Consider the following 18,359-nt stretch of genomic DNA (forward strand, 5'->3'; position numbering starts at 1 on the left):
ATGATCCGCACAGCCCCTACCCAGGGGTTTGTGTAGAGCGTGGGGAAAGCCCCCATCGTGGCGCGGCAGCCCTGGCTGGTTAGCCCTATTGGTCGGAAGTTTCAAACTTGTGGGCGTGGTCTTGTAGCAGGCTGCTCACCTGGTTGAGAACGCTGTCGTCAGCTTTCTTCTGGATGGTTTGGCGTTCGGGGAAGAATTCGGGCTTGTCGAGGTTGCGGGCGATGGCTTGGCGCACCTGTTCCGCAATCAGATCGGCCAGTTCGCCACGGGCGGTGTCTCGCTGGAAGTTCGCCCCTTCCTCGGTGGTGGCGTAGAGGGGCGGCAGACGGTTGAGGGCATAGGCGGCGATGTCTCCCAAATCTAGGGTAGTATCGGAGGCCGCTTCGATTTCCGCCACGCGGGAGATCGCCTCGGTCAGCACCAGTTCTTCCATCACGTTGATGAACTGCTTGCGGGGCACCGCCACCACTTCCCCCGTGAGCAACGCACCCATGAGGCGGTCGAGGGCCATGTATTCTTCGATGGATAGCTCGGAGGCAGTATCGCAAATACGACCCACCTCGGCCTCCATGGCCGGGGTTAAGTAGCCATCTTGCAGGGCCTGCTCAACAATCTTTTCAATAGTCATGTGGCCAAACGCTCCAGTGTTGATAGAGGGGGTGAGCAGCCGCTGCTGCCAAGGAATTTGAGGGACATTACCGATTGCCTACGGAGCATAGTGTGCCCTAAGCATTCAGGAGAGGCAATAGAAAATCGTGATGATTTACATCTCCTAGGCAACCATCAATACTTCATAAAGCCAATCGCCTGCTTCCAAATTTGATGCTTCCCTTGGTGCTCCACCTCCAGACAAATGCAGTGAGGATCCTGCCAGAGCACTCGTCCAGAAATCAAGTCGCCCGTCAGCAGCTTCACCTCGATAGTCTTTTTCTCACGAATCAGGGTTTGAAGTTGACGAACACTGGGAAATCCGGTTGCGAACTCTTGGGACATGGCAGCTAAGATCATCGACATCTGCTGCCTTTACGTTACCGTGAACTTACAGATTCAGAATGCTTAGGTGGAAAATCGTTAGAAAACGTCCCCTTCAGCCCTAGAACAGGGTTTAATTTTAAGAGCATTTCACAACGCGATGGGCGGGCCGGATGATGGAATTTAGCAAATACCACGGACTGGGGAACGATTTTATTCTGGTGGACAATCGCCATCAGCCCGATCCGCTGATTTCCCCAGAGACCGCAGCGGCCTGGTGTGATCGCCACTTTGGTGTTGGGGCGGATGGGGTGATTTTTGCCCTCCCCGGCCAAAACGGCACCGACTACACCATGCGAATCTACAACTCCGATGGCTCGGAACCGGAGATGTGCGGCAACGGCATTCGCTGTTTGGCCAAGTTCCTAGAGGCGCTGGAAACCGCTGACGGCACAGCACCCCAGGCTCCCCACACCTACCGCATTCACACCCTGGCCGGGGTGATTTCCCCCACCCTGCAAGCCGATGGCCAAGTCACCGTCGATATGGGAACGCCCATTCTGGTGGCTAAGGACATCCCGACCACGCTAGGCACTCCCGATGACAAGGTCGTTAGCCTGCCGCTCTCCGTGGCGGGGCAAGAGTGGGCCGTTACCTGTGTCAGCATGGGCAACCCTCACTGCATCACCTTTGTGGAGGATGTCGCAGCGGTGGATCTCGAAAAAATTGGCCCCCAGTTCGAGCATCACCCCGCCTTTCCCCAGCGCATCAACACCGAATTTATCCAGGTGGTGCGGCCCGATTACCTGAAAATGCGGGTGTGGGAACGGGGGGCAGGCATCACCCTCGCCTGCGGCACCGGAGCCTGTGCTTCCCTAGTGGCTGGGGTGCTGAATGGCCGTTGTGATCGAGCGGCTACGGTGGAACTGCCCGGTGGCCCTCTCCACATCGAATGGTCGGCGGCGGATGATCGCATTTATATGACTGGCCCTGCCCAGTTGGTCTTTCGCGGCATGATCGGCTGAGATCGGCCAAGAACTCGCTGCGCCACATTGGGCACACAGCGATAGACTGACAGGCTGGAGTTACCCCCCTGGGCGTTTATATTCGGCCTGGGCGTCTGTCTATGAACGAAGGCGCAGATCAACGTCGTATCAGCTATCGCCTGCTGTTAGCTACCCTTTGGGCCACGCTGCTGCTGCTGGCGGTGGAGGTGATTGGCGGCTGGGCGACCGGGTCTTTAACGCTGCTTGCGGAGTCCTTACATACCCTGATCGACGGCTTCAGCACCATTCTCAGCCTGGTGGCCGTCACGTCGCCCCAGCGACAACTAGGCCGCGAGGTGTGGGGCCACGGGCGGGGAGAGGTGGCAGCCACGCTGATTCTGTGCGCCTTTTTAGGATTTACGGGGATCAGCCTGCTGTTCATTGCCCTCCGTCATCTGTGGGACGGGCTGAATGGCATCGCCGATCCCTTCCCCGTTGACCTGGATGCCCACGTCCTGCGGCTCACGGCGCTGATGGTGATTGTAAACGTGGCCCTCGGCGTCTACGCCAACTACCAGGCTCGCAGCCTCAACAGCCTAGCCCTGCGGCTAAATACCCAGCATTTTTTGGCCGATGTTTGGCTGAGTTTGGTCATGGTGGCGGTGCTGATGGCCGTTCACTACAACCAGCACTGGCTCGATCCCATCTTTGCCCTAGGGTTGCTGTCCCTAGTGGCCAACAGCCTGTGGCGGGTGCTCAACGAACAGTTGCCCATGCTTTTGCGACCCACGGCTATCGCCCCAGAGGCCATTGCCCACCTCGTTACCCAGGTGGAGGGTGTCACCCGTTGTCAACGCATTCGGTCGCGGGGCATGGTGGGGCGACAGGTGTGGGTAGAACTGCATCTGGCGCTGCATCCTGAATATATGGAACTGGCCGACGACATTGGCGAACAGATCGAAGCCCTGCTGCGCCGCCAGTATGGCCCCCTCCGCACCCAAATTTGGGTAGAGCCCAGCCGTCGCCAAGAGCAATACTGGGATCCGGGCCTCTCTGGGTATTAGCCCCTTGGATCACCTGCATCTAAGGGAATTGGGGAGCATCCTTGACCAGGGCATCAAGGAACTGACTGGGATCCTGTTGTCCATATCGATTCTCCTGAAAACCAGAGAGGTGCAGGGATTGCTTGGCGCGGGTCAGGGCCACGTAGAACAGGTGCTTTTCCTGCTCCAAATCCTCCCAACGGCGGCAGCGGAAGTCGGGAAATTCGTCTTCTACCAAGCCTGCAATGAACACATGGTCAAATTCCAAGCCTTTGGACTGATGGGCCGTGATCACCAATACTTGGTCATCACGGGCTGAGAGATAGTCGAGGGTGGTGGCGAGGGCCGTAAATTCCAGCAGGGTTCTGAGGGCGAGGTGGGGAGGCAACGTTGGATCATCCTGGGCGGCGAAGATGTCTACCAGTTGCCCCAGGCTTTGGAGGCGCTGGGGTTCGTCCTGGTAGTGCTGAAGCAGGCCAGAGGTGTTCAGAATGTGGTTCAGCAAATCCGCAGGGCGGCGTTTATCGATCAGGGCTTTCCATCCGGCGAGGGCATCTGCAAGGGGCGCAAAGAGATCGCGATGGCGGCAATACAGGTCGATGCGGGCGGCGGCGGTGGCCTCCAGTTTGGGGATCAGGTGGTGCAGCAATTCCACCGTGGTGGACACATCGTCCATAGCATGGTGGTTAGGCGTGGTGGGCAGGTTCAACACCTGGGCTAGGTGTTCCAGGCGATAGTTTTCGGCCTTCAGGAACCGTCGCGCCAGATTGAGGGTATCGGCCCAAACCCAATCCGGGACAGGCATTCCCAGCCGTTGTGCCTGGGCTGTCACCATGCCGATATCAAAGCCCACATTGTGCCCTACGAGCAGAGCATTTCCAACGAACTGAAAAAATTGCGCCAAAACCTGCCGCCTGGGTTGGCCCTTCTGACGCAGGAACTCGTTGCTGTAGCCGTGGATGTGCTGAGAGTCACCCACATCGCCAGCATCGCTAATGTAAGTATGGAAACGGTCGATAATCTGGCCCTTCACCAGCTTTTGGGCGGCAATTTCCACCACCTCATCCTCGATGGCAACGCCCGTAGTTTCTACGTCAAACACCACCAGGGTGCCGTGGCGATAGGCGTCGATTACCGCTCCTAGGGGATCACCATTCACCCAGGGTTGGAGCAGAGCCATATCCGTCAGCCATAGGCCGCAGGATCGTCCTTGCCCATAAATGTAACGCAGGGTACCAACCTCAATAGGGAGGGCATGACGATTCAGCAACCGTTTCAAGGCTCCGGTATCGAAGGGATGAACCAAAAGGCGCAGATAGGCGAGGGCGTCCTTCACCTCCTGACGCATAAAAAACTGGTAGCTGTCTGCGGTGAGGCAGGGCAGTCCTCGACGCTCCAATCCACTGGCAATGGTGGTGGCTCGTAGGTTCGTTCGCGCCAGCACAGCCACCCGGTTATAGGCGAAATTTGGCTGATTCTGGGCCAGGGCTTGGATGCGCTGGGCAATCCAGGCCGATTCTTCATTCTCATCAACCGCGAGGTAAGACCGAATAGGCTCTCCCGGGGCGCTGGTGGCAGGAATCTTAATCTGAGTTTGACGGGCGGCAAAGGTGTCGGCAAAGGCATCAGCGGCCTCCAGTAGGCTCCGGGTAGCCCGATAGTTTTCGGTCAAACTGTATTCCGTCGGGGAAAATTCTGCCCGAAACTGCTCCAGCACCGCCTCCGGTTCCGACCCTCGCCAAGCGTAGATCGTCTGATCGAGGTCGCCAATCATGGCCAGGTTGCGGCATTTTTGGGCCAAATGGCGCACCACCTCATACTCGCCCATGTGGGTATCCTGCACCTCATCCACCTGAATGAAGTCATAACGATTGGCCCAGTAGTCTGCCACCTCTGGCACCAGGCGCAGCAGGGATCGGGTGAAGAAAATCAAATCATCAAAATCCAACGCTTGGCGGCGCTGCAATTCGGCTTGGTAGCGTTTGGCCCACGGTTGATCCCGATCATCCAACTGGGCAAAAAGATCCTCTAGGCTAAGGTCTAGGGTGAGTTGGTCGGGGCTGGCTTGGGCCTTGGCCTCGCTCATCGCCGATTTCACGGCCTTGGCCCTATCCTCAATGCGTTTCTCTTCCTGTTGGCGCTGCGACTCCGTCAGAGAATCGTTCTCCTGCCGCCGCATAAAGCCCTTCAGAATATCGGCACTGTCCTCGGCGTCATAAATCACAAAGTCCGACGGTATCCCCAGAGATTCTGCCCCCATCCGCAACATTCGCACACAGAGCCCGTGGAAGGTTTTGATCGTTACCTGCCGTCCCACTTGGGCCTGGGTAAGGCGATCAGCCATTTCCTTGGCGGCTCGGTTGGTAAAGGTGAGGCACAGCACCCGATTCGGGTCTGCCCCCTTCGACAATGCATGGACAACCCGCGCCGATAGCACCGAGGTTTTGCCCGTCCCCACCGGAGCTAGCACCAAGAGGCTCCCCGCTAAGTGTTGAATGACCTGTCGCTGTTCATCGTTGAAAGAAAAGGAAGATGGCATGGGTAACTATCAGTTGATCCGCTAGGCTCAAGTTACCCAAAAAATAGACTTTATAGTGATTTATGACCTAAACCATGGAACTGTCCGTTCAGCCCTTCACCGTCCACAAGCGGGTACCGCTCACCATCAGTCGCGGCACCACGGCCAACTCCACCAACCTCTGGCTCAAAATTCAAGCCGACGGCATCGAGGGCTGGGGCGAGGCGGCTCCCTTTTCCATCGGCACCACGCACCAAACCCTGGAGCAGCTTCAGCAAGACTTTGCTCATCTGTCATCCCTCTTGGCGAATTATCATCCCTGGGATCGCCAAGCCATTGAAGCCGCCATCCAACCCCTAAACCTTCAGTCCGCCAGCCGCGCCGCCCTGGATGTGGCCCTGTGGGACTGGTGTGGTAAGGCTACGCAGCAGCCGATTTGGAAACTGCTGGGGCTAGATCTGAGTCAAATTTCCCCAACCTCCGTCACCGTGGGGATTATGGCCCCCAGTGACGCCTGTCAACGCGCCCAGGACTGGCTACAGCAAACCCAGGCGCGGTCGATCAAAATCAAGCTGGGCCAGCCCGCCGGACTGGAGGCCGATCAGGCGATGTTCCAGGCTATCGCCGAGGGCATTCCCACCGATATTCGCCTCAGCGTTGATGCCAATGGCGGCTGGAACCTCGATCAAGCCATCACCATGGCCCAATGGCTGGGGGAACGCGGCATCACCCACCTCGAACAACCACTGCCCGTCGGTCTCGATCACCAACTGCCCCAACTCCGACAACAGTCTCCCGTCCCTGTGTTTGTGGACGAAAGCTGCTTCAACACCGCCGATATTCCGCGCCTCGCCAGCTTAGCCGATGGCATTAACATTAAACTGATGAAAGCGGGGGGCCTCACCGAGGTGCTGCGGATGATTCACGTCGCCCGCGCCTGTAGGTTGCAGGTGATGTTCGGCTGTTATTCCGACAGCAGCCTCGCCAACGGAGCCATGGCCCAACTGTCTCCCCTGGCCGACTACCTCGACCTCGATAGCCACCTCAACCTGCGAGACGATCCCTTCACCGGGCTCACGCTGGCCCAAGGATGCCTCCTCCCCCCCTCAACTCCCGGACTTGGACTCACCCATGTATCTCACTGCTGACAGTCGCATCGCCCTCCTCATGCACGAAGGCACCCAAAGCAACATGGGGAAAACGGGGCTGTCCATGCTGCGCTATAGCTCGTCCCCCATCGTGGCGGTGGTGGATTATCAGACCGCAGGACGTTCTCTCCAGGAACTCACAGGTATTCCAAAAGCCATTCCCGTTGTAGAGTCGGTGGCAGCGGCCCTAGCCTATCACCCCACCGTGCTGGCCATCGGCATTGCTCCCTCCGGCGGCAAACTTCCCGATCCGTGGTTCCAGGAACTAGAGCAGGCCGTTCAATCAGGACTGAGCCTGGTCAACGGCCTGCACACGCCCCTCGCCCAGCATCCGGCCCTTGCGCCGCACCTGGGGCCAAACCAGTGGATTTGGGATGTGCGCCAAGAACCGCCAGGGCTCACCGTCGGCACGGGGCAAGCCAGCCAGCTCCCTTGCCAACGAGTTTTGGCTGTTGGCACCGATATGGCCGTCGGCAAAATGTCCACCATTTTGGAACTCAACCGGGCGGCACAGGGGCGAGGGTTGAAGTCGAAAGTCATTGCCACAGGCCAAACCAACCTCATGTTGGGCGACGATGGCGTTGCCCTCGATGCCGTGCGGGTAGATTACGCCTCTGGAGCCGTTGAATCCGCTGTCCTGCGCTACGGCCACGACTACGATTACCTGTTTATCGAAGGTCAGGGATCTTTGCTAAACCCGGCCTCCACAGCGACGCTACCGCTCCTGCGCGGCTCCCAGCCCACCCACCTCATCCTCTGCCACAGGGCAGGACAAACCCACATCGCCAATTGTCCCCACGTCCCGATTCCGCCCCTCCCTCAAGTCGTCGATCTTTACGAACAAGTCTCCAGAGCCGGGGGAGCCTTTGCAGGCAGCAAGGTGGTCGCCATTGCGTTGAATACCGGGCATCTTTCCCAGGCAGAAGCAGCCCAAGCCCTTCAAGAGGCCCAAACCGCCACAGGTCTACCCTGCACCGATCCCTTCCGCCACGGCGTCGATCTGTTACTGAATGCGATTCTAGCTTATCCCATTTGACATCCTGGGTATAAGCCAAAACCCCTCTCCCACACCAGGGAAAGGGGTTTCAGGCGCAGACAAGATTACACCCAAGCAGGGATAATTCAGGCGAATCAGCCTACTTTTTGCGAAGACGGTACGTAATGCGGCCTTTGGTCAAGTCGTAGGGGGTAAGTTCCACCTTCACACGGTCTCCAGGCAGGATTTTGATGTAATTACGGCGAATTTTGCCGGAAATGTGGGCTAAGACGTTAAAGCCATTGTCGAGATCCACCCGAAACATGGCGTTCGGCAAGGACTCCGTCACGGTGCCTTCCATTTCAATGAGATCCTGCTTAGACAAGTGAAACTCTCCTCTACGTAGTACTTAAACAATAGGCTCAAGACCCATCTCTAGGTGTCATTTAAGCGGCAATCACCTGCTGAAGAGAAGCGTAAACCGCTTCCATGGGCTGATTGCCATCTACCGAAACCAGTTGCTGGCGGCTGCGATAGAAATCAATTAGCGGCTCAGTTTGCTGACGATAGACTTCTAATCGATGGCGAATCACCGACTCCTCATCGTCAGCCCGACCCCGCTTGAGCAAGCGAGACACAATGACCTCATCGGTCACATCCAGGTTAACCACGAAATCAGCGGGCTGCTCAATTTGCTCAAGCAACTGGCCCAAAAATTCCGCCTGAGGGACGTTGCGAGGGAAGCCATCCAAAACCCAACCCACCTGGGCATCGTCTTGGCTGAGGCGTTCTTTGATCAAATCCAGGATGAGCTCATCGGGAACTAATTCCCCAGCACTCATATATTGCTGTGCTTTTTGGCCCAAGTCGGATCCTTCAGCCACCGCCGCACGGAGAATATCTCCCGTTGAAATATGGGGAACGCCAGCCTCCGACGCAATTTTCAGCGCCTGAGTTCCTTTACCAGCCCCCGGTGGCCCCAAGAAAATGAGTCGAGTCACTATTGTTTCACCATTCCTTCGTAGCGTTGGGAAATGACATAGGTCTGAATTTGCTTGGCCGTATCAATGGCAACCCCCACCAAAATCAGTAGAGACGTTGCACCAAAGCCACGGAAGGTAGGAATACGAGTCAGACTCTCAACGGCACTGGGGACAACCGCAACTAATCCCAAGAAAATGGCCCCCAGGAAGGTTAGGCGATTCAGGATGCGGCTGATGTAATCCGTCGTAGCCTTACCAGGGCGAATACCTGGGATGCTGGCCCCCATTTTCTTCAGGTTGCGGGACAAATCCTCAGGATTAATCACCAGAGAAGAATAGAAGTAGCTGAAGAACAAAATCAACAGCAGGTAAACCACCACGTAGAGCAAGGAGGTCGGATTGAAGTAGTTACTAACAAAGCGGTTGAAGGCTGGATTGGTAACGTACTGCGTGACCGAAATAGGCAACACCAGAACCGCCGATGCAAAAATAATTGGCATCACCCCACCCTGGTTAAGCCGGAGGGGCAGGTAGTTGCTCTGCTCCAGGTACATTTTCCGTCCCACCTGGCGCTTAGCGGAAATGATGGGGATCCGGCGAGTGCCCTCCTGAACAAACACAATCCCAACAATCATGGCCAGGAAGGTAATCATCAGGATGATGATACCGCCGACGATGTTGCGATCTCCGCTTTGAGCTAGCTCAACGGTTTGCCCTAGGGATCGGGGCAGGGTGGACACAATGTTCAGGAAAATCAGCAGCGAAGCACCGTTGCCGATACCGCGCTCGGTAATCAGTTCCCCAGCCCACATGACAAACATCGATCCAGCCGTGAGGGCCACGACCGTCTCAAAGACGAAGGGAATACCGGGCTCTCTCGCAAATTGGTAGAGCAGGAAGGAGGACAGCAGGGTACTTTGCAGAATCGCCCACCCCAGAGCCACGTAGCGGGTGATCTGAGAGATTTTCCGGCGTCCTGCTTCCCCTTCATTCTTCTGTAGGTCTTCCAGAGCTGGGAGCGCTGCCGTCAACAACTGAATAATGATGGACGCATTAATGAACGGCAAAATGCCCAGGGCAAAAATGCCTAGGGCAGATAGACCGCCACCCACAAAGATGTCGAGGAATCCGACAACTCCGCCCAGACTTCCTGATTGGATGGACGCCGCAAAGGCCTGCCGATCAATACCGGGAACCGGGATAAAAATCCCCAATCTAACTAAGAGCAAAAGCCCCAGAGTAACCAATAGACGACTACGCAAGCCAGCGGCTTGGGCCATCTGCATAAAGGTTTCCTGAGCGCTTGGAGTTTTACCCCGATTAACGACCATGCAATAGCTCCTCGAACCTTAGCGCCTTTTTTCAACAAGTAGAGTGAAACACACAGGTGTTATTACCCTAGACTTAGTCTAAGGGATAGAGGCCCAACCGGGCTAACCCACCACTTCGCAGGTGCCGCCTGCCGCTTCAATCTTGGTCTTGGCAGATTGGGTAAAGGCCGCTGCTTTCACATTCAGCGCCACGGACACTTCGCCATCACCCAAGATTTTCAGAGGCCCGTCGTTGGTGGTAAGGATACCCGCATCCAGAAGGGAATCCAGAGTCACTTCCGTACCCGCTGCCAGATCGGTCAGAGACTTCAGGTTGATGATGGTGTACTGCTTTTGGTTCACCAAGGGGAAGTGCTTCAGCTTGGGAATCCGGCGATAGAGGGGCATTTGACCACCCTCAAAGCCGGGGCGGGTGCCGCTACCAGAGCGGGATTTTTGACCCCGCATCCCAAACCCACAGCTTGCCCCTTGGCCCGCCGAGATACCCCGGCCTACCCGGCGACGGCGGCGCTTAGAGCCAGGTTGGGGTTGTGCGTCGTTAATTCTCATGGCCTAGTCAAGGTAAAGGGTCTAAACGTACAGGTTTTCAACGGGAATGTCGCGTTCCTCGGCTACCTCGGAGAAGGTGCGGAGGGAGGCCAGGGCATTGGCTGCGGCGCGGGCGTTGTTGAGGGGGTTGTTAGAGCCAAGCTGTTTGGCCAGCACGTTTTTCACGCCCGCCATCTCTAGCACGGTACGCACGGCACCCCCGGCAATTACCCCGGTACCGGGAGCCGCAGGCCGCATGAAGACCTTAGCACCACCGCCCACACCGCTGGAGGGATGGGGAATGGAGTTGGAGCGAGTGAGGGGCACATCGACCAGATGCTTTTTGCCATCGGCGACGCCTTTTTTGACGGCCCCGATCACATCGCTGGCTTTACCAACGCCAACGCCAACCTGGCCTTTTTCATTGCCAATCACCACGATGGCCCGGAAGCTGAGCTTTTTGCCCCCTTTTACCACCTTCGTCACCCGGCGGATTTGAACGACCCGCTCTTGCCACTCGGTTTTCTTTTCTTTGGTACGTGCTTCTTTACGACGGTTTGCCATGCTTTTCCCCAGCCTTGTTGTGTTCCGCGAAATTCGATGGGTATCTATGGGTATCTAACGAACGGTGCTCGTTGGAGGTTACAGGCTTAGCCCTGCTTCCCGAGCCGCCTCTGCCAGAGCCGCCACACGACCGTGGTAGAGCTTGCCGCCCCGGTCAAAGACCACCTGGGTAATCCCAGCCTTCAGAGCGCGTTCCGCCAACGCTTTACCCACCGCTGCCGCCGCTTCCTGGGTAGCACCGGAGGCGTCTTTTTCGAGAACGTCGGACTCCAGGGTGGACGCCGCCGCTAGGGTGTGATGGGCGGTATCGTCAATGATCTGAGCGTAGATGTGCTGGTTAGACCGAAATACCGCCAGACGAGGCCGCTCAGGGGTGCCAAACACGCGCCGACGGATGCGGGCGTGGCGACGACGGGTTAATTCTTTACGACTTGCTTTCATGGCTTACTTCTTACCTGACTTCCCAGCCTTACGTCGAACCTGTTCCCCGGCATAGCGAACGCCCTTGCCCTTATAGGGCTCAGGGGGACGGCTAGCCCGAATACTGGCAGCGATGTTTCCCACCAGCTCTTTGTCAATGCCGCTGATGATGACGTTCGTGTTGTTTTCAACGGCGAACTCAATGCCAGCAGGGGGCTCAAACACCACCGGATGGCTGTAGCCCAAGCTCAGGTTGAGATTGCGGCCTTGAACCTGAGCCCGATACCCAATCCCCTGGATTTCCAGGCGCTTTTGGTAGCCGTTAGCCACCCCTTCAACCATGTTCGCCACCAGGGTGCGGCACAAACCATGACGCTCCCGTGCCAGCCGAGAATCATCCACACGATTCACCAGAACCGTGTCACCCTCCTGAAGGATAACCACCCCGGTAGGCAGGGTGCGGGACAGTTCGCCCTTTGGCCCTTTCACCTGAACATCCCGGCCGTCAATCGTAATTGACACCTTAGCCGGAATAGGAATTGGCCGTTTGCCAATACGTGACATGATGCAATACTCCTAAATCCTTAGCACTCAATAACACTGGGTCTTTGGACAGACCCAAAACCGAAGCCGACGCTGTTCTACCAAACGTAGCAGAGCACTTCACCGCCAATCCCTTGGCGACGGGCGTCGCGGTCGGTCATGATGCCGCTGGAGGTAGAAATGATCGCAATCCCGATGCCCCCCAGCACCCGAGGCAGTTCTTTCCGGTTGGAATACACCCGCAGACCAGGCTTGCTAACACGCGTTAGGTTGCGAATAATGGGCTGACGAGTTTTACCTTTGTACTTCAGGGCAATCACCAACTGGGGCCGATCATCTTCAGTCGCCTCAGAGTAATCGGTGATAAATCCTTCTTCCTTGAGTACCTTGGCAATACTCCGAGTCATCCGGGTCGAGGGAATATTCACGGTTTGGTGCCGCGCCAAGTTCGCATTCCGAATGCGAGTCAGCATATCCGCAATTGTGTCGTTAGCAGCCATAGTCCTAATTTCGCGTATAAACCTGTGTTAGTTGTCCCGGAATGGCATACCCAATGCCTTGAGTAGCGCTCGCCCTTCTTCGTCGGTATTGGCCGTGGTCACAATGGTGATGTCCATGCCGCGAATTTGATCGATACCGTCGTACTCAATCTCTGGAAAAATGAGCTGTTCTCGCAGACCCAGGGTGTAGTTCCCACGACCATCAAAACTCTTGGGGCTAATCCCACGGAAGTCACGGATTCGGGGGAGAGCCAGGTTGATCAGGCGGTTCAGGAAGGAATACATCCGATCCGCACGGAGGGTAACGGCCACCCCCACAGGCATCCCTTGACGAATTTTGAAGCCTGCAATGGCTTTCTTGGCGCGGGTGACGACGGGACGTTGGCCCGTAATCAGCGCCAGTTCGTTCAGGGAGGATTCCAACGCCTTAGCGTTTTGGGAAGCTTCCCCTAGGCCACGGTTTACCGTGACTTTGACCACCTTAGGCACCTGGTGGATGTTTTCGTACTTAAACTGTTCCATCAGTTTCGGTACGACGGTGTCTTTGTAGAACGTTTTGAGCTGGTCTGTCATGGATGGTATCTACTTCTTTCCTGGGCTGGGTCAGGAATACAACTAAAGGATCGAGAGCAGCGAGAGGGGCCGGAGCCTAGTCGATGATTTCGCCTGTTTTTTTCAGCATCCGCACCTTACGACCGTCTTTATCAAAGGTGTAGGCGATGCGGCTGGCGACCTTTTCCTTCTCGGAATACAGCATCACATTGGAGCTGTGGATGGGCGCTTCTTGGGTCACAATCTGGCCAGACTCACCCTCTTGTTGAGGCTTAACGTGCTTGGTGCGAATGTTGACGCCCTGCACAATCACCTGGCTTTTCTTGGGGTTTACGGCTAGGATTTCCCCCACCTTGCCCCGGTCACGTCCGGCAATCACCTGCACGGTGTCGCCCTTGCGGACATGCATTTTGTACCGAACGGGTTTCTTCGTAGACGTTGCCATTACAGTACCTCCGGTGCCAGGGAAACGATCTTTGTGAAGTTCTTATCCCGCAGTTCCCGCGCTACGGGGCCAAACACCCGCGTTCCTTTGGGGTTGCCGTCTTGGTTGATGATCACCGCTGCGTTGTCATCGAAGCGAATGCTCATGCCGCTGGTGCGACGGAGCCCTTTCTTGGTGCGAACCACCACGGCCCGAACCACGTCAGACTTCTTCACGGCCATGTTGGGGATGGCATCTTTCACAACGGCGATGATCACATCGCCCACTCCGGCGTAGCGACGGTTGCCGCCCAGAACCCGGATACACATCAACTTACGAGCGCCGCTGTTGTCGGCCACATTGAGATAGGTTTCTTGCTGAATCATGAGTTCCCCCGCTAGGCGTCTGCCGCTCTGTTAACAATGTCAGCCACGACCCAGCGCTTCGTCCGACTCAGGGGACGGGTTTCAAGAATGCGAACACGGTCGCCCTCTTGGCAGGTATTGTCTTCGTCGTGGGCTTTGTAGCGCTTGGTGCTAACCACAATTTTCCCGTACTTGGGATGGGCGGAGCGGCTTTCCACGGCAACGACGACGGTTTTATCCATCTTGTTGCTCACTACCGTTCCTACTCGTTCTTTAACCGCCATCTGGATTCCCTATCTCCCCTATGCTGATACCGATTCTGCTGTGGCCGAAGTCGCCTCGGCAGCTTGAGCGGCGGCTAGTTCCCGCTCCCGTTGCACCGTCATCAACTGAGCTAGGCGATGACGCGTGTGCTTAAATTGATGAACTTCCTTAGTCAGCTGACGAGTGGCCTTTTTAAACCGAAGCTGGAACAGATCGCGCTTGGCTTCAACGATGGCCTCTAGCAGTTCAGCATCACTCAGGCTTCGCGCCTCTTTAATCTTGGGTAGTGCCATGACCCTAGGCCTCCTTGCTGTCTCGAACAATAAACTTGGTCTTGAAGGGAAGCTTGAAGGCCGCCAGTCGCATGGCTTCACGGGCCGTTGCCTCAGGCACTCCAGCAATTTCAAAGACAATCCGACCGGGCTTCACCACCGCCACCCAGTATTCGGGGTTCCCTTTACCGGAGCCCATCCGGGTTTCCGCAGGGCGCATGGTGACAGGCTTATCGGGGAACACTCGGATCCAGATTTTCCCACCCCGGCGGACATAGCGGGTCATGGCTCGACGGGCGGCCTCAATCTGGCGAGAGGTCAACCAGCAGGGTTCAGTGGCCTGAAGGGCGAAATCCCCAAAGCTGATGTCGCTGCCCCGCTGGGCCATTCCGCGCATACGGCCACGGTGATGCTTGCGAAATTTTGTTCGTTTTGGACTAAGCATGGCTCGGCACTCGTCAATTCACAGGTCAAAAGTTAGTTCGAGAAAACGTAGGGTCAGCCGTTATTCTTCGTTGGAGCGATCTTCAAATTGCTGGCGACGGCGAGGCTGACGGCGACGAGGCTGGGCATTGCTGGGGGCCGGAGCCTGCTCTTCTTGGCCAGGGATAATCTCACCCTTGAAGATCCAGACCTTAACGCCCAGGATGCCGTAGGTGGTTTGGGCGGTAGTGTAGGCGTAGTCCACATCGGCCCGCAGGGTGTGTAGGGGCACCCGACCTTCGCGAGTCCACTCTGTCCGGGCAATTTCAGCCCCGTTCAGACGACCGCTCACCTGGATTTTGATGCCTTCAACCCCAGCCCGCTGAGCCCGCTGGATGGCCTGACGCACCACGCGGCGGAAGGACACCCGACGCTCCAGTTGTTGAATGATGTATTCCGCCACCAGGGCCGCATCGGCATCCACGCGGCTCACTTCCACCACGTTGACCCGAATTTGACGGCTAGAATCCTTCAGCAGCTTTTGCAGACCCACCCGGAGGGATTCAATCCCGGCACCGCCTCGGCCCACCACCACCCCAGGACGGGCGGTGCGAACTTCGAGATCAATCTGATCGGCCTTGCGCTCGATCCGAATATCGGCGATCCCCGCGTTGTTCAGGGTCTTCTGAACATACTCGCGAATACGATGATCCTCTTGGAGCAGTTCAGGGTAGCGCATTCCCTCCGCAAACCAGCGGGAGCGGTGCTCCTGAACCACGCCTAGGCGAAACCCGGTTGGATGAATCTTGTGTCCCACGAACTAACCCTCTGCAAAGTATTGCTGAATGACTGCTGCTGAATGCTTGCTGCTAAACAATGACGGTGCTGAATACTCAACGTAACTCAATTAAGCCTTGACCCAGCGCCCTACTCAACCGCCGGAGCAACGGCGATGGTGATGTGACAGGTGGGCTTACGGATTTGGTAAGCCCGACCTTGGGCTCTGGGGCGGAAGCGGCGCAGGGTTGGGCCTGCATCCGCAAAGGCTTCGCTAATCACCAGGCTCGCCGGATCGAGGCCATTGTTGTGCTCAGCGTTGGCCACCGCCGACCGCAGCACCTTGATGATAGGTTCACAGGCCTTGTAGGGCATGAACTCCAGGATAATCAGCGCGTCTCGGTAGCTTTTGCCCCGGATTTGGTCGAGCACCCGACGAACTTTGCGGGGCGACATCCGGACATATTTGGCTACTGCCTTAACCTGCTCGGAGGTATCTACAGCCATGACTCTAACTTCCTCTACCTACCTAACGACGGGCTTTTTTATCACTTTTGGCATGGCCCCGGAAGGTTCGCGTGGGGGCGAACTCACCCAGTTTGTGACCCACCATTTGCTCGGTCACGTAGACGGGAACGTGCTGGCGACCGTTGTGGACGGCGATGGTATGCCCAATCATTTGGGGCAGAATCGTCGAAGCCCGCGACCAGGTCTTAATCACCTGCTTGTCGCCCTTCGCATTGAGGGCTTCAACTTTTGAGAGTAAGTGGTCAGCCACGAAAGGCCCTTTTTTTAACGAGCGCGACATGATTCAGTCCCTACACAACAATCTGATACCGTCCAGTTACGTACCTTGCCCAGCCTAGGCATTCCGTCCACCGCGTCCCCGCTTGGACACCCGACGACGCTTCCGTACCACGTACTTGTCGCTGTCCTTCTTCTTCTTGCGGGTCTTGAAGCCCAGAGCTGGCTTACCCCAAGGGGTGACAGGGCCAGAGCGGCCAATGGGAGCCCGACCTTCACCACCACCGTGGGGGTGATCCACCGGGTTCATTACACTACCGCGCACCTCAGGACGACGGCCCAGCCAGCGCTTACGGCCCGCCTTACCCAGGCTGACGTTCCGCACATCGGCGTTGCCCACTTGGCCAATGGTGGCGTAGCACTCGCGGCGCACCATCCGAACTTCCGTAGAAGGCAGCTTCAGGGTGACATAGTCCCCTTCCTTCGCCACCACCTGAGCCCCGGCACCAGCGGAACGCACCATCTGACCGCCTTTTCCAGGCTGCATCTCGATGTTGTGAACGGTGGTACCCAGAGGAATCTTGTACAGGGGCAGAGCATTCCCCACTTCCAGGGGAGACTCAGGACCAGACACCACGGTGCTACCCACAGTCAGACCAGCGGGGGCCAGGATGTAGCGCTTCTCGCCGTCTTCGTAGTGAAGCAGGCAAATGCGAGCGTTGCGGTTGGGATCGTACTCAACGGAAGCGACTTTGGCGGGAACGCCGACTTTATCCCGGCGGAAGTCAATCACCCGATAAAGACGCTTGTGGCCACCGCCGCGATGGCGACAGGTGATCACGCCGCGATTATTACGCCCCTTGGGACGGTGCTTGGATCGGGTCAGCGACTTTTCAGGCTCACTGCGGGTGATTTCGGCAAACTCGGATACAGTTCGCTCACGCGTGCCCGGGGTATAAGGTCGGTAAGAACGGATGCCCATGGAAATACTTGCTGGCTACACGGCAAAAGTTGCGGAAGTCTCTAAGATCAAATTCCTTAGAGATCAGGGAAGAGGGGAATGGAATCCCCAGCGGCGAGGGTGACAATGGCCCGCTTATAGTGAGCCCGGTTGCCGACAAAGCGACCATAGCGGCGCTTTTTCTTGGGAGGGTTGTAGGTGTTCACGGAGACCACCTTGACCTCAAACAGTTCTTCGATGGCGGCTCCGATATCGAGCTTGGTGGCGCGGGGATCCACCTCGAAGACGTACTGGTTGTTTTCCAGCAGTAGGGTAGCCTTTTCAGTCACCAGGGGGCGACGAATGATGTCAGCCAGGGTTGGCGCAGTATTAGTCACAATAAACCTCCTGAATGGCCTCAAGGGCGGGGGATGTAATTACAATCTGGTCAGCGGCAAGCAAATCGTGGACGTTTAGGTTCGCCGCCGTCAGCAGCTTGACGTTTTCGATGTTGCGGGCAGAGAGGTAGACCAGTTCTTGCTTTTCAGAGATGATCAGCAGAATTTTGCCCTCGATATCCGCTCCCCAACGCCCCAGAGCCTCCAGCAGCTCCTTGGTTTTGGGACGTTCAAACTTGTCGGCAAACGCCTCGACCACAATCAGGTCATCGACCCGGCTTTGGAACGCGGTACGTAGAGCCAGACGCCGCTCTTTGCGGTTCATCTTGACACTGAAATCCCGAGGCTTGGGGCCGAAGGTGACACCACCGCCCCGCCACAGGGGAGAGCGATTAGAGCCAGCCCGGGCCCGACCCGTCCCTTTTTGCCGCCAGGGCTTACGACCACCCCCGCTCACTTCGGCGCGGGTTTTGGTGGATACCGTTCCCTGCCGAGCGTTATGCATCTGCCGCACCAGGGCACGGTGGACGATGTGAGAGGCGGTTTCTTCGCTGGCGACTTTGAGATCTAAAGTCGCGCTACCAGCCTCTTGGCCCTCCCAGTTTTTTACGGCGCACTCAACCATTGTCTTGACCTATCCCTACAACTCCGAAAGTCTCTCAAAAACGGCCCATCTCAATGCTTGAGG

The 18,359-nt window shown here is 56.9% G+C and carries 27 protein-coding genes; 4 read left to right on the forward strand and 23 right to left on the reverse strand.

Features of this window, described 5'->3' with window-relative positions:
* Positions 1 to 85 precede the first annotated feature (85 nt).
* Positions 86 to 628, reverse strand: coding sequence for a late competence development ComFB family protein (locus GFS31_RS13960; protein WP_198805392.1), 543 nt, complete (start codon positions 626 to 628; stop codon positions 86 to 88).
* A 155-nt stretch (positions 629 to 783) separates the two neighbouring features.
* Positions 784 to 993: an Hfq-related RNA-binding protein gene (locus tag GFS31_RS13965; RefSeq protein WP_198805393.1), complete on the reverse strand. Its 210-nt coding sequence runs from the start codon at positions 991 to 993 to the stop codon at positions 784 to 786.
* Between the two features lie 152 nt (positions 994 to 1,145).
* Between GFS31_RS13965 and dapF the strand changes: the two genes are divergently transcribed.
* Both dapF and GFS31_RS13975 read left to right on the forward strand, forming a co-directional pair.
* Positions 1,146 to 1,997 (forward strand): diaminopimelate epimerase, encoded by an 852-nt coding sequence (gene dapF, locus GFS31_RS13970; RefSeq protein WP_317135034.1) that lies wholly within the window; start codon positions 1,146 to 1,148, stop codon positions 1,995 to 1,997.
* Between the two features lie 101 nt (positions 1,998 to 2,098).
* Positions 2,099 to 3,022 (forward strand): cation diffusion facilitator family transporter, encoded by a 924-nt coding sequence (locus tag GFS31_RS13975; RefSeq protein WP_198805394.1) that lies wholly within the window; start codon positions 2,099 to 2,101, stop codon positions 3,020 to 3,022.
* Positions 3,023 to 3,041: 19 nt separating this feature from the next.
* Here the strand turns inward: GFS31_RS13975 and GFS31_RS13980 are convergent, their stop codons facing one another.
* Entirely contained in the window at positions 3,042 to 5,540 is a 2,499-nt protein-coding gene (locus GFS31_RS13980) for an ATP-dependent helicase (protein WP_198805395.1), read from the reverse strand.
* 74 nt (positions 5,541 to 5,614) lie between these two features.
* Between GFS31_RS13980 and GFS31_RS13985 the strand changes: the two genes are divergently transcribed.
* Together GFS31_RS13985 and GFS31_RS13990 are read left to right on the forward strand one after the other, a co-directional pair.
* A complete protein-coding gene (locus tag GFS31_RS13985) occupies positions 5,615 to 6,667 on the forward strand; it encodes a mandelate racemase/muconate lactonizing enzyme family protein (RefSeq protein WP_198805396.1) in 1,053 nt (350 codons plus the stop codon).
* Positions 6,651 to 7,703 (forward strand): DUF1611 domain-containing protein, encoded by a 1,053-nt coding sequence (locus GFS31_RS13990; protein ID WP_198805397.1) that lies wholly within the window; start codon positions 6,651 to 6,653, stop codon positions 7,701 to 7,703. The genes GFS31_RS13985 and GFS31_RS13990 overlap by 17 nt, the downstream gene beginning before the upstream one ends.
* Before the next feature lie 100 nt (positions 7,704 to 7,803).
* Here the strand turns inward: GFS31_RS13990 and infA are convergent, their stop codons facing one another.
* The 20 genes from infA to rplD all read right to left on the reverse strand — a co-directional run bounded on the left by infA (position 7,804) and on the right by rplD (position 18,296).
* A complete protein-coding gene (gene infA / locus GFS31_RS13995; RefSeq protein WP_006276978.1) occupies positions 7,804 to 8,028 on the reverse strand; it encodes a translation initiation factor IF-1 in 225 nt (74 codons plus the stop codon).
* 61 nt (positions 8,029 to 8,089) lie between these two features.
* Positions 8,090 to 8,644, reverse strand: a complete 555-nt coding sequence (locus GFS31_RS14000; protein WP_198805398.1) for an adenylate kinase — start codon at positions 8,642 to 8,644, stop codon at positions 8,090 to 8,092.
* Entirely contained in the window at positions 8,644 to 9,957 is a 1,314-nt protein-coding gene (gene secY, locus GFS31_RS14005; protein WP_198805399.1) for a preprotein translocase subunit SecY, read from the reverse strand. The genes GFS31_RS14000 and secY overlap by 1 nt, the downstream gene beginning before the upstream one ends.
* Positions 9,958 to 10,059: 102 nt before the next feature.
* Positions 10,060 to 10,506, reverse strand: a complete 447-nt coding sequence (gene rplO / locus GFS31_RS14010) for a 50S ribosomal protein L15 (protein ID WP_198805400.1) — start codon at positions 10,504 to 10,506, stop codon at positions 10,060 to 10,062.
* A gap of 21 nt (positions 10,507 to 10,527) precedes the next feature.
* Positions 10,528 to 11,049 carry a 30S ribosomal protein S5 gene (rpsE, locus tag GFS31_RS14015; RefSeq protein ID WP_190496259.1) on the reverse strand — a complete coding sequence of 174 codons (522 nt, stop codon included), beginning with the start codon at positions 11,047 to 11,049 and terminating at the stop codon, positions 10,528 to 10,530.
* Positions 11,050 to 11,127: 78 nt separating this feature from the next.
* Positions 11,128 to 11,490 (reverse strand): 50S ribosomal protein L18, encoded by a 363-nt coding sequence (gene rplR, locus GFS31_RS14020; RefSeq protein WP_198805401.1) that lies wholly within the window; start codon positions 11,488 to 11,490, stop codon positions 11,128 to 11,130.
* A 3-nt stretch (positions 11,491 to 11,493) separates the two neighbouring features.
* Positions 11,494 to 12,033 carry a 50S ribosomal protein L6 gene (rplF, locus tag GFS31_RS14025; protein ID WP_198805402.1) on the reverse strand — a complete coding sequence of 180 codons (540 nt, stop codon included), beginning with the start codon at positions 12,031 to 12,033 and terminating at the stop codon, positions 11,494 to 11,496.
* 77 nt (positions 12,034 to 12,110) lie between these two features.
* Entirely contained in the window at positions 12,111 to 12,512 is a 402-nt protein-coding gene (gene rpsH, locus GFS31_RS14030; protein ID WP_190496265.1) for a 30S ribosomal protein S8, read from the reverse strand.
* Positions 12,513 to 12,539: 27 nt separating this feature from the next.
* Positions 12,540 to 13,085: a 50S ribosomal protein L5 gene (rplE, locus tag GFS31_RS14035; RefSeq protein ID WP_198805403.1), complete on the reverse strand. Its 546-nt coding sequence runs from the start codon at positions 13,083 to 13,085 to the stop codon at positions 12,540 to 12,542.
* 76 nt (positions 13,086 to 13,161) lie between these two features.
* Positions 13,162 to 13,473 carry a 50S ribosomal protein L24 gene (gene rplX / locus GFS31_RS14040; RefSeq protein WP_198808223.1) on the reverse strand — a complete coding sequence of 104 codons (312 nt, stop codon included), beginning with the start codon at positions 13,471 to 13,473 and terminating at the stop codon, positions 13,162 to 13,164.
* A gap of 35 nt (positions 13,474 to 13,508) precedes the next feature.
* Positions 13,509 to 13,874 (reverse strand): 50S ribosomal protein L14, encoded by a 366-nt coding sequence (gene rplN, locus GFS31_RS14045; RefSeq protein WP_190496271.1) that lies wholly within the window; start codon positions 13,872 to 13,874, stop codon positions 13,509 to 13,511.
* An 11-nt stretch (positions 13,875 to 13,885) separates the two neighbouring features.
* Positions 13,886 to 14,137 (reverse strand): 30S ribosomal protein S17, encoded by a 252-nt coding sequence (gene rpsQ, locus GFS31_RS14050; RefSeq protein ID WP_198805404.1) that lies wholly within the window; start codon positions 14,135 to 14,137, stop codon positions 13,886 to 13,888.
* 18 nt (positions 14,138 to 14,155) lie between these two features.
* Positions 14,156 to 14,410, reverse strand: a complete 255-nt coding sequence (gene rpmC, locus GFS31_RS14055) for a 50S ribosomal protein L29 (RefSeq protein WP_198805405.1) — start codon at positions 14,408 to 14,410, stop codon at positions 14,156 to 14,158.
* A gap of 4 nt (positions 14,411 to 14,414) precedes the next feature.
* Positions 14,415 to 14,834, reverse strand: a complete 420-nt coding sequence (gene rplP, locus GFS31_RS14060) for a 50S ribosomal protein L16 (RefSeq protein ID WP_198805406.1) — start codon at positions 14,832 to 14,834, stop codon at positions 14,415 to 14,417.
* Positions 14,835 to 14,894: 60 nt separating this feature from the next.
* The gene (gene rpsC, locus GFS31_RS14065; RefSeq protein WP_190496279.1) at positions 14,895 to 15,629 is read right to left on the reverse strand and encodes a 30S ribosomal protein S3; all 735 of its coding nucleotides are present in this window, start codon (positions 15,627 to 15,629) and stop codon (positions 14,895 to 14,897) included.
* A gap of 110 nt (positions 15,630 to 15,739) precedes the next feature.
* The gene (gene rplV, locus GFS31_RS14070) at positions 15,740 to 16,096 is read right to left on the reverse strand and encodes a 50S ribosomal protein L22 (RefSeq protein ID WP_198805407.1); all 357 of its coding nucleotides are present in this window, start codon (positions 16,094 to 16,096) and stop codon (positions 15,740 to 15,742) included.
* 22 nt (positions 16,097 to 16,118) lie between these two features.
* Complete coding sequence (rpsS, locus tag GFS31_RS14075; RefSeq protein ID WP_190496283.1) at positions 16,119 to 16,397, reverse strand: 30S ribosomal protein S19; 279 nt, start codon at positions 16,395 to 16,397, stop codon at positions 16,119 to 16,121.
* Positions 16,398 to 16,451: 54 nt separating this feature from the next.
* On the reverse strand, positions 16,452 to 17,315 hold the full coding sequence (gene rplB / locus GFS31_RS14080) for a 50S ribosomal protein L2 (protein WP_198805408.1): 864 nt from the start codon (positions 17,313 to 17,315) through the stop codon (positions 16,452 to 16,454).
* 56 nt (positions 17,316 to 17,371) lie between these two features.
* The gene (locus GFS31_RS14085) at positions 17,372 to 17,674 is read right to left on the reverse strand and encodes a 50S ribosomal protein L23 (RefSeq protein ID WP_263974939.1); all 303 of its coding nucleotides are present in this window, start codon (positions 17,672 to 17,674) and stop codon (positions 17,372 to 17,374) included.
* Positions 17,664 to 18,296, reverse strand: a complete 633-nt coding sequence (rplD, locus tag GFS31_RS14090; RefSeq protein ID WP_198805410.1) for a 50S ribosomal protein L4 — start codon at positions 18,294 to 18,296, stop codon at positions 17,664 to 17,666. Before rplD ends, GFS31_RS14085 begins: the two co-directional genes overlap by 11 nt.
* Positions 18,297 to 18,359 lie beyond the last annotated feature (63 nt).

It is taken from the genome of Leptolyngbya sp. BL0902 (genome assembly GCF_016403105.1).
GTDB lineage: Bacteria > Cyanobacteriota > Cyanobacteriia > Phormidesmidales > Phormidesmidaceae > Nodosilinea.